A 13152-nucleotide genomic window follows, 5' to 3' on the forward strand; every position below is an offset into this window, starting at 1 on the left:
GACATCGTCTTCAGCTGGTTCGACTGACGGCAGCCAGGCGCCGCCGGAGTACGGAAGCGGTTCCGGAACCTCGACCCCCTTTGTCTGACTCTTGAATTAAGTAGGGAAGTTGGCTTTCCTTGGGTTCGCGGCTTTGAATGCGCATTCCCGCCCCCTGCACAAGTTCAGAGGAGAGTCAGATGACTCCAGGAGTCGCCCCACTCCGCCCCCCGCCCGCGGCGCCCCCACGCCGGCGGCGGTTCATCGCGATCGCCACGGCTCTGGTGGCCGCGGTGGCCGGTACCGCGTTGACTGTGACCGCGTCCAGCGACGCGAGCGCCGCGATCTCGCCGACCGGGTGGAACACCGTGGTGAGCAAGAACAGCGCCAAGTGCGTCGACGCCCGCGCCGCCGCCACCGCGAACGGAACGGCCGTCCAGCAGCAGACCTGCAACAGCACCACCGCGCAGCAGTGGCAGTTCCAGCCGACCTCGGGCGGCTACGTCCGGGTCAACGCGCTGAACAACGCGGCCCAGGTCCTCGACGTCACCAACGTCTCCACCGCCGACAGCGCCCCGATCCAGTTGTGGACCTTCGGCAACGGCAACAACCAGCAGTGGCTGCCGGTCGAGGAGGCCGACGGCGCCTACCACCTCGTCAACCGCCACAGCGGCAAGTGCCTGGACGTCCCGGCCGCCTCGACCGCGGACGGCGTCCAACTCCAGCAGTACACGTGCAACGGCACTGCTGCCCAATCGTTCAGGATCAACCCAGTGGACGGCACTCCCCCGACCGACCCGCCCGTGGGTCAGCCCGACCTCGGCCCGAACGTGGCGATCTTCGACCCGTCGATGCCGGCCAGCACCATCCAGAGCAAGCTGAACTCCGTCTTCAGCCAGCAGGAGACCAACCAGTACGGCGAACAGCGGCACGCGTTGCTCTTCAAGCCGGGCACCTACAACGTCAGCGCGAACATCGGCTTCTTCACCCAGGTCGCCGGGCTCGGCCTGACCCCGGGCAGCGTCACCATCAACGGCGCCGTGCACGTCGAGGCCGACTGGTTCCCGCCGCAGAACGCGACCCACAACTTCTGGCGCGGAGCCGAGGGTCTCACCGTCAACCCGCCCGGCGGACTCGACCGCTGGGCCGTGAGCCAGGCGTCGGCGTACCGGCGGATGCATCTGCGCGGCAACCTCGCGCTCGACGACGGCGGCTGGGCCAGCGGCGGCTTCATGGCCGACACCCTGGTCGACGGCCAGGTCCGGTCCGGCAGCCAGCAGCAGTGGTTGTCCCGGAACACCAACTGGGGCAGCTGGACCGGGCAGAACTGGAACATGGTGTTCGTCGGCGCGCAGAACGCTCCGGCCGGCACCTTCCCGAACCCGCCGTACACGAAGGTCGCGCAGACCCCGATCATCCGGGAGAAGCCATACCTCCACATCGATGCCGCTGGCAACTACAAGGTGTTCGTGCCGGCCTTGAAGGCGAACTCGGCCGGGCCGGGCTGGACCAACGGCAACCCGGCGGGTGAGTCGCTGCCGATCAGCCAGTTCTACATCGTGAAGCCCGGCGCGACCGCCGCGACGATCAACGCGCAACTTGCCGCCGGCAAGGACCTGCTGTTCACGCCGGGCGTGTTCAAGCTCAGCGACTCGCTGCGGATCACCCGGCCCAACACCGTCGTGCTCGGCCTCGGCCTGGCGACGCTGATGCCGACCAACGGCACCACGTCGATCTCGGTCGCGGACGTGGACGGGGTGAAGATCGCCGGGCTGCTGATCGACGCCGCGCCGACGAACTCGCCGCTGCTGATGGAGCTCGGCCCGACCGGGTCGTCGGCGAACCACTCGGCGAACCCGACCTCGCTGCACGACGTGTACTTCCGGATCGGTGGTTCGGCCGTCGGCAAGGCGACCGAGACGCTGCGGATCAACAGCGACAACGTGATCCTCGACCACGCCTGGTTGTGGCGGGGTGACCACCGCGACGGCGTCGGCTGGAACGTGAACACCGCTGACACGGGGTTGGTGGTGAACGGCGACAACGTCACGGCGTACGGGTTGTTCGTGGAGCACTACCAGAAGTACCAGACGATCTGGAACGGCAACGGCGGCAGGACGTACTTCTACCAGAACGAGATGCCGTACGACCCGCCGAACCAGGCGGCCTGGATGAACGGGTCTACCCGCGGCTACGCGGCGTACAAGGTCGCTGATTCGGTCACCACACACGAGGCGTGGGGGTTGGGCAGCTACTGCTTCTTCAACGTCAACCCGGGCGTGGTCGCGGAGCGGGCGTTCGAAGTACCGAACAAGGCGGGTGTGAGGTTCCACAACATGGTGACGGTGTCACTCGGCGGCACGGGCACCATCGCGCACGTCATCAACAACACCGGTGGTCCGTCCAACTCGAGCACCAACGTCGCTCAGTGGGTGAACTACCCCTAACGGCCGAAGCCTTCAGCGCCCTGCGGCCTTCAGGATCCGCAGGGCGTTGAGGGTGGCCATCTCGTTCGGCCCGGAGCGGCCCCAGTCGACCACCTCCTGGGAACTGTTGCCGCCCATAGGTCGCCACCACGGCGAGCCCACCTTCCACCGACCGTCCGGCAGGCGCCGTCGCTCCAACTCGTCCAGGGCGTCCGCTGCTCGGGGATCCTTCGCCAAGCCGATCCGGGACAGCACCAGGAGGGCTTGGAGGATGTCGTAGTGCCAGTACGGCGGGTACTTGGGCAGCAGCCACCTCTTGTCGATCACTGCACCATCACTGAGCCGGCGGAACACCCGGTGCTCCAGGAACAACTCCCCAGCCCGTACTGCGGCGTCGCGGGCCGCCGTGTCGCCCGTAGCCCGCCAGTACTCGTGCAGCCCCCAAGCGGCCGCGTGTGTCTCGTGGAAGGACGACCTGTGTGCCTCGGGCCTCTTGTCGCAGTTCCAGCCGCCGTCAGGCCACTGCCACTCCAGCAACCCTTCGGCCATCCCCTGCGTCCGCGGATCCTCAGCCAGCCCGAGCAGCGAGCACGCCGCCAGCGCGTTCCCCTCAATAGACCCACAACGCCGCGCCAGCCCGTTCACCACCGGTACGCCGTACTCCCGGGACCTGGTCATCGTGTCCAGCACCTGCTCCGCCGCTCTAACTGCACGCGGCTCTCCTGCAGGCACCTCCAGCTCCACCATCGACACAATCCGCCAGTGCGCCCCAGTCCACTTGCTGTACGGGTGCTTGGTCGCAGGCGCCTCCAACAACGCCCGCACGTTGGCCCCCTCCAACACGTCCTCCCCGAACTCCTCCCCCAGCAAGTCCCGCCGCACCATCCCCCGAACCGCCGGCTCCTCAGACTCCAGCAACCACTTCACACCAGACTCCATCCCCCGATTCTGCCCACCGACCCCGCCCGAGGTCACCCTGTCGGCGCCAGCTGATTAAGTAGCCCAGTGGAGATCACGGAGTTGGCGGAGCGGGTGGAGAAGTTGTCGGCCAGGTATGGGGAGTATCTGGGGATCGAGCGGGATGGGGACTGGTTCCTGCTGAAGCTTCAGGAGGAAGTCGGGGAGCTGACGCAGGCTTATCTGCAGGTGACCGGGCGGGCGCGGAGCAAGGGAAAGACCGCCGAGGAGATTCGGGACGCGTTTCAGCTCGAGTTTGCGGATGTGTTCTGCCAACTGCTGCTGCTCGCGCGCCACTTCGAGGTCGATCTCCAGCGGGAGATCGAGCGTAAGTGGCTGTCGCATGAGGACAGCTGAGCTCTAGCACCCGCAAGCCTCAGGCTTGCTTCGGCTTCACCGCGAACATGATCATGCAGACCACCGCAGGAATCACCAGCACCCAGGTGTCGCTCAAGCCGAGCAGCACCGGCGCCAGGCAGATCAGGAGCAGGTCGAAGCCGCGCATGGGCGTCGAGAACAGCCCTGGCGGGATCGCGCCCATCGGAGAGGCCACCAGCGGTCCGTCATACGTCGGCGGCCGCGCCGAAGCCTGCCGTACTGCGCCTGTCAGCATCCCGGCCGCGACCGCCACAGCCACCGCCGGACTCTCCAGAGCCGGTTCGGCCAGTGCAGCCCACACCACCGCAAACCCACCCGGTACTACGGCCATCAGCACCCGCAGCTCGCGTAGATCCATGCCAAGCGCCCGGACGAGTCCCACAGACCGGCACACCGAGCGCAACCCGTCCATCAGCGGCCGCACCGCGATGAAGCCGGCCAGGCCAGCCGCGATCGGAACCAGTACGTCGTACCCGGTGCCGGCGACGGCGTACGGGACTACCAGCAGGGCGAAGCCGATCACCAGTCGCCGCGGCCAGCGCAGGATCCGCAGGAACTCCCGGTGAATCAGGGCGACTCCACGCGCGCCACGACCGCGGCGGGACCTCGCCCGTCCCACCAGCCGCCAGTGACGCCCGGACACGACGTCAGCCAGCAAGCTCACATCCAGCGTGATCGCTGCACCAGCCAGCCCGGCAAGCAGATCTCCCCCAGCCACAACGCTCTGCCGGCTGAGCTTGTCGAGTAGCTGGGAGGTGATGACAACTAGCGCCAGAGCAATGAGCAGGGCGACGCAGCTCAGGATCAGCAGCCTGATCTGAGCGGGACTCAGCACCGGCTCAGCAGGCACCTCGCTCAGCCCAAGGCTGATGGTCGCATAGCCCAGGGCGTCCGCCTCCTCCTTCGGCCGGACAGCCAACAGAAGCGCAGGCACGACCGCGAGCAAGAGCAAACCGTCGGCGACCCGCAGGGTCCACCGTGAACGGTTGGCCGACTGCTGAGCCCAGACGGTCACGCAAGCAGTGCAGATCAGCAGCACCGTAGTGAGCACGGCTGCCTCGCCGACGGTGGACCAGGCGGCGCCGAAGAGGGCCCAGCCGACCACTGCGGCTAGGGCCCCGACCACAGCGGCACCCACCATCACCAGCCGGTACGACGGCCGCAGGAGCGACGCGCGATCCACGGGCGTCGCCAGCAGCCAGAAGCCGGTCGCCCGGGAGGCTGAGACCGGCCCGATGCTCAGGAGCACCCGGAGCATGCCGGAAACGAGCAGCGGGACGAGGATGAACGGCACGGTGTCGAGCAACCAGCCGCAGGAGGCCGCAGTACAGGAGGCGCTCTTGTCGTTCAGGTTGAGGAGCACGTTGCCGCCGGTCGCGCCGAGCATCGCCAACGCGAAGACGATCAGGTAGATGTCCTCGAACTGCTGCCAGAACGTGCGATCCGCCTTGCCTCGCCGGACCTTGCGCATCCAGCGGCGCAAGTCCTTCGACTTGGGGATCGCGCCGAAGTCAGCCGGGTCGTAGACGACCGGACCGTCAGATGCTGAGCTCATGGCAGCGGAGCCAGAGCCACGGTCTCGTCGGCGACGGCGTCCACCAGTTCCTTGTCGTGGCTCGCGAACAGGATCGACGTACCGGCCTGCTTCTCCGCCTGCAGCCGCTCGGCCAGCCAGGCGACGCCGTCGGTGTCGAGGCGCTGCTCCGGCTCGTCGAGGACCAGCAGCTTCCGCGGCCGGACCAGCGTCGTCGCCAGCGCGAGGCGGCGGCGCTGACCCGACGAGAGCGACCCGGGCAGTTGCTCTGCGGCCGCGAGCAGACCGATGTCGTCGAGGAGGGTGTCGACGAGGTCCTCCGGCTCTGGGTTGCCGTGCGCGCGGGCCAGCAGATCGAGGTGCTCGGCGACGGTCAGGTCCGGGAAGAAGTCCAGGTCGTCGAGCAACGAGGCGACATCACGCCGGACCACCTCGACCCGCTCGTCGATCGGTACCCCGTCCAGCAGGATCTGGCCGGCCGCCGGCTCGGCCGAGCCCACGATGCACTTCAGCACGGTGGTCTTGCCCGCGCCGTTCGGGCCGACCAGGGCGATCGCCCGGCCGGCCCGCAGGGTGAAGGTGAGGTCCTCGATCACCGGGCGCTCGGCGTACAGGTGCCGAAGGCCCTGGACGGCCAGCCGGGGCTCGGCCGTCGTCATCGCTTGCGGACCAGCGTCAACCCGTCGCCGATGCCGAGGATGACCACGTCGACGCGCTCGTCCGCGGCGATGTGCGCGTTGAACTCCTTGCGGTCGACCGGATCCTGCGCGTGCTTCCCGACCACCCGGCCGCCGGCCAGCGTGTTGTCGAACAGCAGCAGGCCGTTCGCCCGGATCTTCGGCACCAACTGCTCGAAGTAGTCGATGTACCCCGGCTTCTCCGCGTCCACGAAGGCCAGGTCGAACTCGCCCTCGAGCTTCGCGGCGGAGTCGTGCGCGTCGCCGATCCGCAGGTCGATCTTGCCCGCCACGCCGGCCCGCTCCCAGTACCGGCGGCCGATCGAGGTCCACTCGTCGCTGACATCCAGGCAGATCAGCTCGCCGTCGTCGGGCAGCCCGCGGGAGATCGCCAGCGCCGAGAAGCCGGTGAAGGTGCCGATCTCGACGGCGCGCCGGGCCGAGATCAGCCGGGTCAGCGTGGTCAGCAGCGCCGCCTGGTCGGCCGTGGTCAGCATCTCGGACACGCCGCCCAAGGCCTGGGTCTCGGTGACCAGGTCCTGGGCGATCTCGTCCAGCGGCATCCCGTGAGCGACCATGTAATCGTGCAGTTCGTCGGTGACCTGAACCTGAGAGCCCATCGAATCCCGCCGTCCTCTGTGTCGTCGTCCTGTCGCCTGTAGTCTCTACGGGTTGTCCTGCCGCTCGACACCCACCCCTCCGAGGAGACCAACGTATGCGCATCGCCGTGGCCGGTTCGATCGCGACCGACATCCTGATGACGTTCCCCGGACGCTTCAAGGACCAGTTCCTCGAGGAGCAGATGCACAAGGTGTCGCTGTCGTTCCTGGTCGACGAACTGGTCGTCCACCGCGGCGGGGTCGGCGCCAACATTTGCTACGGGATGGCTCAGCTCGGCCAGCCCTCGCTGCTGGTCGGCTCGGTCGGCTCCGACTTCACCGACTACGGCGCCGCGCTGGAGGCCGCCGGGGTCGACATCTCGCACGTGCGGATCTGTGACAACCTGCACACCGCCCGTTTCACCTGTACGACGGACCTCGACGCCAACCAGATCGCCTCGTTCTACACCGGCGCGATGGCCGAGGCCCGCGAGCTCGATCTCGGCGCGATCCACTCCGCCACGGGTGGCCTCGACCTGGTGCTGATCGGCGCGGACGACCCGGACGGCATGCTGCGCCACACCGCGCTCGCCAAGGCGAACGGGATCGACGTCGCCGCTGACCCGTCGCAGCAACTCGCCCGGATGGACGGCGAGCAGATCCGCGAGCTGATCGACGGCGCCACCTACCTGTTCAGCAACGAGTACGAGTCGGGCCTGATGGTTCAGAAGACCGGCTGGAGCCACGACGAGATCCTCAGCCGGGTCGGGGTGCGGGTGACCACCCACGGCGGCGACGGCGTCGTGATCGAGAACGCGGGTGGCATCCTGGCGAAGGTTCCCGCTGTGGCGACGCCTGGTCTGGTCGACCCGACCGGTGGCGGCGACGCCTTCCGGGCCGGCTACCTCACCGGCCGCGCCGCCGGCCTGGACCACGAGGCCGCGGCCCAGGTCGGCTGCACCCTGGCGACCACCGTCCTCGAGACGGTCGGCACCCAGGAGTACTCGCTCGACCGCCCCGCGTTCCTGGAGCGCCTTGCTTCGGCGTACGGCGCAGATGCCTCCGCCACCGCGGCCACCACGCTGAAGCTCGGCTGAGCCGACTGCCCGACGCCGTTTCGTCGGCCTGCCTCCAGGGTCTGCTCAAGAAGACCTAGGTCGGACTCCGCCGCCGACCGAGCGGACCAGGTCGGTCAGGTGGGGGAACACCCCGTCGGACATCCGAAGCCCGTCGTGCTCGTACTCGTTCGTCACCCACGCCTGGACGTTCCCGACCCGGCCGGCTGTCTCCAACTGAAGGCCCGAATCGACGTACATGTCGTCGAAGTACACCGCCGCGGCAACCGGTACTTCGTTGGCGGCCAGCCGGTCCAGGTCGAACAACTGGCTCCACGACGAGCGCGTCGCGAGCAGTTCGACGGCAGCCCGGAAGGGCCGGAGTACGCGGATCTCCTCGAACATCCAGGGGTAGATCATCTCGCCGGTGAACAGGAGCGGCCGGGCGGTCTCCGCGAACTGCGGATGCTTCGCTCGCTCCCGCTCCGCCGCCCAACCCGTCGCGCCGTCACCCGATCCGTAGCAAGCCTCCTGCAACGCCGCGAACAACGGACCGTCGCTGTACGAGCTCAACGCCATCACCTGGCTGAGGAACGTGTCGGACAGTTCGTCGCCCGCGAACGCCTCGTCGATGAGCCAGTGGATCCGCTCGTAACCCGGCTTCATCCCGAAGTCGATGCCGAGCGACTGAAACCGCCGTACGGTCAACTGATCACCGTCGGGCAGCCGGACGTCACCGGCTGCCAGCCGATCGGCGATCGCCGCGACCCGGTCGACGTTGTGCGGATACCGGCGGTAGAACTCGCGGTTCTTCGCCTCGACCCGCGGATACGTCCGCCGGTAGACCTCGGCCGCGGCCGGCGTGACGGAGGGCAGACCACCGGTGACGTAACAGGCCGTCAGTCCTTCGGGCGCCTGCGAAAGATAGGTGAGGGTGATGAAGCCGCCGAAGCTCTGCCCCAGCGTCGACCACTTCTCGCCACCGAAGACCGTGGTGCGGAGGTGCTCGGCGTCGGCCACGATCGAGTCGGCCCGGAAGCACGCCAGGTAGGCCGCCGCTTCCTCGGCCGTGTCGAAGGAATTCATCCGCCGCCCGTCGACCCGAGTACTGCGACCGGTGCCGCGCTGATCGATGAGCACTACGCGGTAGGTCTTCAGGGCTTGGCCGATCCAACCGGAGGTATCGATCGGCCGCGGCGACTTCCCGCCCGGTCCACCCTGCAGGAACAGCAGGCAGGGCAGGTCCTCGTCCTTGCGCATCGGGTCCACCAACTCGCGTGCGAAGACGGTGAGCCGCCGCGGGTCGGCGTCGTCCCACCAGTTCAGCGGTACGTCGACCGTGTGCTCGCGGACGTGCATGCCGGGAATCGTGTAGCTGGTCATCTGCTCCTCATCCGTTGTCTGTTGCGCGTTAGAGGCGGGGATCGACCGGCTCGGATTCGAGCGCGAGCACGGCGAACACGCATTCGTGGATCCGCCAGAGCGGCTCACCGCGGGCAGCACGCTCCAGCGCCTCGAGGCCGACCGCGTACTCGCGGAGTGCCAGCGACCGCTTGTGCCCGAGCTTCCGGTCGCGCAGGCGGTCGAAGTTCTCCGGCTCGGTGTAGTCGGGTCCGTAGATGATTCGCAGGTACTCCTGCCCGCGAACCTTCAACCCTGGTTGGGCCAAACCCTTCGCCGTCCGCACCAGGTTGGCCGCCGGCTTCACCACCATGCCCTCGCCGCCGGCCTCGGTCAGCTCCTCCCACCAGGAGATCCCCTCCTGCCACGAGGAGGCATCCACCGCCAGGCGTCGGGTGGGAGTGATCAACGAGGGGCCTGCGGCAACCATCCGATCCGCAAGCTCGAGGTGCCAGGCGTGCGGCTTCTCCTGGTACGTCGCTCCCTCCGAGGCAAGCAGCTGGAACGGGGCCAGGCGCACTCCCTCAAGCCCTTCGGTCGGCCAGCAGTAGCGCCGGTAGGCCGCACTGAACAACTCGGCATTCACCGTACGGCGCTTGGTCCGCGCGAGCATGTCCCCCACGTCAAGCCCTGCTGCCAGAGCGGATTCCAGTGCTGCGGTTGCTGCAGGCAAGGACGATCGAGCTGCCGCACCGACAGCGGCGTACTGGTTGCGGAGCAGGTCGCCGGCCTTCGCGCTCCACGGCAGCAGCTCGGCATCGAACAGCAGCCACGACGTGCCGAACTCCTCGAACAGCCCGGCCGCCACGGCCACCTCCCGCAGTCCGAGCAGCAACTCGTCGGTCAGAGCCTCGCCGAAGAACGACCGCCCGGTCCGGGTATGAACAGCTCCCCGCCCGGCCAGCCCGAACCGCTTCTCCGCGACCTCGTCCTCCCGAGTCAGCAGTACTACGGCCCGCGAGCCCATGTGCTTCTCCTCGCACACCAACTCGGTGACTCCCTGCGCCTGGTACGCCTCGAACGCCTGCGTCGGGTGCTCCAGCAGACCTGGCTCCGGTGACGTCGCCACCGGGCTCATCGTCGGCGGCAGGTAGAGCAGGAATCGCGGGTCGACCGCGAACCGGCTCATCACCTCGAGGGCCGCCCCAGCCTGCTCGGCTCGCACGCTGATCCAGCCGTGTGTCGTCGTCTCGATCACTCGGCGCCCAATCACGTCGGTGATGTCGAGGACATCGGGCTCGCGCTCAGGAGCGGCCGGAACGTGCAGCGGCTTCGTGGGCTTGTAGTACTGCTTGGCCGCCTCGACCGCGACCAGTTCGCGCTCGGGATAGCGAAGCGCGGTCAGCGAGCCACCGAACACGCAGCCGGTGTCGAGGCAGATCGTGTTGTTGATCCACTCCGGCTCCGGCGTCGGGGTGTGCCCGTAGACAACCATCGCGCGGCCGCGGTACTCGTTCGCCCACGGATACCGGATCGGCAGGCCGAACTCGTCGGTCTCGCCGGTGGTCTCGCCGTACAGGCAGAACGAGCGGACCCGGCCCGACGTCCGGCCATGCATGCGCTCGACCAGGCCCGCGTGCGAGACGACCAGGTTGCCGTCGTCGAAGACGTAGTGCGAGATCAGCCCGTCGATGAACGTCGCGACCTCGGCCCGGAACTCCGCCGACTCGGCTTCGAGCTGCTCCAGGGACTCGGCCAGGCCGTGGTTGATCCGCACCTTCTTGCCGCGCATCGAACGGAGCAGCTTGTCCTCGTGGTTGCCCGTCACGCAGTACGCGTGGCCGGCGGCAACCATCCCCATCACGAGCCGCAGTACGCCGGGGGTGTCCGGGCCGCGGTCGACCAGGTCGCCGACGAAAATCGCCCGGCGCGACGGGTGCTCGGCGTCCACGGCACGGCCCTCGGCGTCCCGGGTGATCGTGTAGTCCAGCGAGGTCAGCAGTTCCTCGAGCTCGGCGCGGCAGCCGTGGATGTCGCCGACGATGTCGAACGGGCCGGTCTGGTCGGTCAGGTCGTTGAACAGGCGAGTCCGCTCGATGGTCGCGGCCTCGATCTCGTCGACCCCGGTCAGCACATGGACGCCGCGGAAACCCTCCCGCTTGAGGCTTTTCAGTCCACGTCGCAGCTGTGACCGCTGCCGGGCGATCACCTGCTTGCCGAACTGCCGGTCCGTGCGCTGCTCGTTCCGCTGGACGCAGACCTGCTCCGGCGGATTCAGGACGATTGCCACCGGCAACACGTCGTGTTCCCGAGCCAGGGCGATCAGTTCCTTGCGCGCCTCGGGCTGCACGTTGGTCGCGTCGATCACGGTCAGCCGCCCGGCTGCGAGCCGCTTGCCCGCGATGAAGTGCAGTACCTCGAACGCGTCCTTGGTGGCGGCCTGGTCGTTCTCGTCGTCCGACACCAGCCCACGGCAGAAGTCGCTGGAGATCACCTCGGTGCCGAGGAAGTGCTTGCGGGCGAAGGTGGACTTGCCCGAACCACTCACTCCGACCAGTACGACGAGGCTGAGCGCCGGTACGTCGATCTGTGCCATTCAGCTCGCCTCCTTCAACCTGAACAGGGCGAGCTGGGTCGGCGGCCCTACCTCGGGGTCGTCCGGTCCTACCGGGCGGAACTCGACGGAGTATCCGTAGGTCCGGCAGACCGAGTAGGCCCAGTCCTGGAACTCCGACCGGGTCCATTCGAACCGGTGATCGGGGTGCCGGAAGGCGCCCGCCGCGAGCTTCTCGAACCGCACGTTGTACTCCGAGTTGGGCGTCGTGACGACGACTGCTCCCGGACGTGCCGACCCGAACACCGCCTTGGCCAGAGCAGGCAGACGAGGCGGGTCGACGTGCTCGACCACCTCCATCAGTACTGCGGCGTCGAGGCCGGCCAAGCGCGCGTCGGCGTACGTGACGGACGACTGGAACAGCCGAAGCCGCTCGCGCTGCCGGTCGGACATTTCATTGACGTGCAGCCGCCGCTCGGCATACGTCAACGCCCGAGCCGATACGTCGGTGGCGACCACCTCGTCGTACCGCCCGTCCTTCAGCAACTCCGCAACCAGCATCCCTTCCCCACACCCCAGATCCCCAACCCGCCGCCCACCCACTTCCCGCAACACTTCGAGAACGCTCGCCCGCCGCTGCGCGGCAAGCGAGAGCGGCTGGAAGGAGGAGGCTGAGCCGCCGTCGGCTCCACACCCGGCTTCGCCGGGGCCGACCGCTTCAGATGAGGCCGTCCCGAAGCCCGCGCTGGTGCTGGGTTCTTGCCCGGCGCCCAAGCCGGAGCCCGCTCCAGGCGAGGCGCTGCCGGAGGCTGGCGGGGGCGGCATGAGGTCTTCGCCGAATTCTGTGAGGGCGTCCCCTTCGAGGAGTTCGCCGTCTGCCTCGGTCAGGCGTTCCAGGGCGGTGTCGGTGAGGTTGCGGCGGTGGGCCAGGTAGCGGTGGGAGATCAGCTGTTTGTCCGGATGGGCGCCTAGCCAGCCCTCGCCGGCGCGGATCAGCTTCTCGATCTCGTCCGAACCGACCCAGTAGTGCTTGGCGTCGTCGAGGACCGGCAGCAGCACGTAGAGGTGGTTCAGCGCGTCAGCCAGCCGGAGTTCGCCCTGCAGGCGCAGATCGACGTACCGCGAATCGCCCCACTCGGGGATCTCCGGGTCCAGCGGTACCGGGCGGGCGTCCACGGTCCAGCCAAGCGGCGCGAACAGTTGTTCGGCGAGCGCGGAACCACCTCTGCACGGCAGCGCCGGGACGTGGATCTCCAGAGGGAGAGCCCGAGCGGCGAGCTCGGCGCGGGCGTCGCAGCGGCCGTTCATGGCGGTACGGAACAGCTTGCCGAGCGCGACCGCGAGCAGGCTGGACGCGGCGTACGGGCGGTCGTTGACGTACTGCCCCAGCGTGAAACCCTCGCCGCCCCGACCCCGCGCGGAGCGCACGAGCGCGATCGGGTCGACCTCCAGCAGGACGGCCGCGATACAGCGTTCGGGAGTCGCTTCCGGATACACCACATGCGCTGTCCCGCCCGCGACCTCCAGGAACTGCGGTCGCGCCGGATTCTTGTGCAGCAGGAACCCGAGGTCCGTCGCGGGGACGTCTGGGCCAATCGAGCGGGTGGCGATCGTCAGGAACACCTCCGTATTCGATCACGCCGGCCGTCCGA

Annotated in this window: 10 protein-coding genes; 3 read left to right on the plus strand and 7 right to left on the minus strand. The window is 68.3% G+C overall.

What is annotated here, in order from left to right:
• Positions 1-179: 179 nt before the first annotated feature.
• Positions 180-2426: an RICIN domain-containing protein gene (locus tag ABD255_RS20210; RefSeq protein ID WP_344216160.1), complete on the plus strand. Its 2247-nt coding sequence runs from the start codon at positions 180-182 to the stop codon at positions 2424-2426.
• Between the two features lie 12 nt (positions 2427-2438).
• Here the strand turns inward: ABD255_RS20210 and ABD255_RS20215 are convergent, their stop codons facing one another.
• Positions 2439-3344 (minus strand): hypothetical protein, encoded by a 906-nt coding sequence (locus ABD255_RS20215; protein ID WP_344216162.1) that lies wholly within the window; start codon positions 3342-3344, stop codon positions 2439-2441.
• Positions 3345-3410: 66 nt separating this feature from the next.
• On the opposite strand from ABD255_RS20215, the gene ABD255_RS20220 reads away from it, so the two are divergent.
• Entirely contained in the window at positions 3411-3719 is a 309-nt protein-coding gene (locus ABD255_RS20220) for a nucleoside triphosphate pyrophosphohydrolase family protein (protein ID WP_344216164.1), read from the plus strand.
• A gap of 19 nt (positions 3720-3738) precedes the next feature.
• Here the strand turns inward: ABD255_RS20220 and ABD255_RS20225 are convergent, their stop codons facing one another.
• From ABD255_RS20225 to ABD255_RS20235, 3 genes are read right to left on the minus strand one after another with little or no spacing between them, the layout of a single operon-like run.
• Positions 3739-5295 (minus strand): DUF6297 family protein, encoded by a 1557-nt coding sequence (locus tag ABD255_RS20225; RefSeq protein ID WP_344216166.1) that lies wholly within the window; start codon positions 5293-5295, stop codon positions 3739-3741.
• On the minus strand, positions 5292-5933 hold the full coding sequence (locus tag ABD255_RS20230; protein ID WP_344216168.1) for an ABC transporter ATP-binding protein: 642 nt from the start codon (positions 5931-5933) through the stop codon (positions 5292-5294). Before ABD255_RS20230 ends, ABD255_RS20225 begins: the two co-directional genes overlap by 4 nt.
• Complete coding sequence (locus ABD255_RS20235) at positions 5930-6571, minus strand: O-methyltransferase (RefSeq protein ID WP_344216170.1); 642 nt, start codon at positions 6569-6571, stop codon at positions 5930-5932. The genes ABD255_RS20230 and ABD255_RS20235 overlap by 4 nt, the downstream gene beginning before the upstream one ends.
• Positions 6572-6666: 95 nt before the next feature.
• Here ABD255_RS20235 and ABD255_RS20240 point away from each other — a divergent pair, with 95 nt between their 5' ends.
• A complete protein-coding gene (locus ABD255_RS20240) occupies positions 6667-7647 on the plus strand; it encodes a carbohydrate kinase family protein (RefSeq protein WP_344216172.1) in 981 nt (326 codons plus the stop codon).
• Between the two features lie 45 nt (positions 7648-7692).
• Here the strand turns inward: ABD255_RS20240 and ABD255_RS20245 are convergent, their stop codons facing one another.
• Genes ABD255_RS20245 through ABD255_RS20255 form a run of 3 tightly spaced genes read right to left on the minus strand, consistent with a single transcriptional unit; the run spans position 7693 to position 13123 of the window.
• The gene (locus ABD255_RS20245) at positions 7693-8988 is read right to left on the minus strand and encodes an alpha/beta fold hydrolase (RefSeq protein WP_344216174.1); all 1296 of its coding nucleotides are present in this window, start codon (positions 8986-8988) and stop codon (positions 7693-7695) included.
• Positions 8989-9016: 28 nt separating this feature from the next.
• Positions 9017-11542 carry a polynucleotide kinase-phosphatase gene (locus tag ABD255_RS20250; protein ID WP_344216176.1) on the minus strand — a complete coding sequence of 842 codons (2526 nt, stop codon included), beginning with the start codon at positions 11540-11542 and terminating at the stop codon, positions 9017-9019.
• Positions 11543-13123 (minus strand): 3' terminal RNA ribose 2'-O-methyltransferase Hen1, encoded by a 1581-nt coding sequence (locus ABD255_RS20255; protein WP_344216178.1) that lies wholly within the window; start codon positions 13121-13123, stop codon positions 11543-11545.
• Between the last annotated feature and the right edge of the window lie 29 nt (positions 13124-13152).

The sequence above is a fragment of the Kribbella sancticallisti genome (assembly GCF_039530625.1).
GTDB lineage: Bacteria > Actinomycetota > Actinomycetes > Propionibacteriales > Kribbellaceae > Kribbella > Kribbella sancticallisti.

What these genes read in the sequence shown, in the direction of transcription:
- ABD255_RS20210 (WP_344216160.1), top strand. Translation starts at nt 180, where the DNA reads ATGACTCCAGGAGTCGCCCCACTCCGCCCCCCGCCCGCGGCGCCCCCA.
- ABD255_RS20240 (WP_344216172.1), top strand. Translation starts at nt 6,667, where the DNA reads ATGCGCATCGCCGTGGCCGGTTCGATCGCGACCGACATCCTGATGACG.
- ABD255_RS20215 (WP_344216162.1), bottom strand. Translation starts at nt 3,344, where the DNA reads ATGGAGTCTGGTGTGAAGTGGTTGCTGGAGTCTGAGGAGCCGGCGGTT.
- ABD255_RS20225 (WP_344216166.1), bottom strand. Translation starts at nt 5,295, where the DNA reads ATGAGCTCAGCATCTGACGGTCCGGTCGTCTACGACCCGGCTGACTTC.
- ABD255_RS20235 (WP_344216170.1), bottom strand. Translation starts at nt 6,571, where the DNA reads ATGGGCTCTCAGGTTCAGGTCACCGACGAACTGCACGATTACATGGTC.
- ABD255_RS20250 (WP_344216176.1), bottom strand. Translation starts at nt 11,542, where the DNA reads ATGGCACAGATCGACGTACCGGCGCTCAGCCTCGTCGTACTGGTCGGA.
- ABD255_RS20245 (WP_344216174.1), bottom strand. Translation starts at nt 8,988, where the DNA reads ATGACCAGCTACACGATTCCCGGCATGCACGTCCGCGAGCACACGGTC.
- ABD255_RS20230 (WP_344216168.1), bottom strand. Translation starts at nt 5,933, where the DNA reads ATGACGACGGCCGAGCCCCGGCTGGCCGTCCAGGGCCTTCGGCACCTG.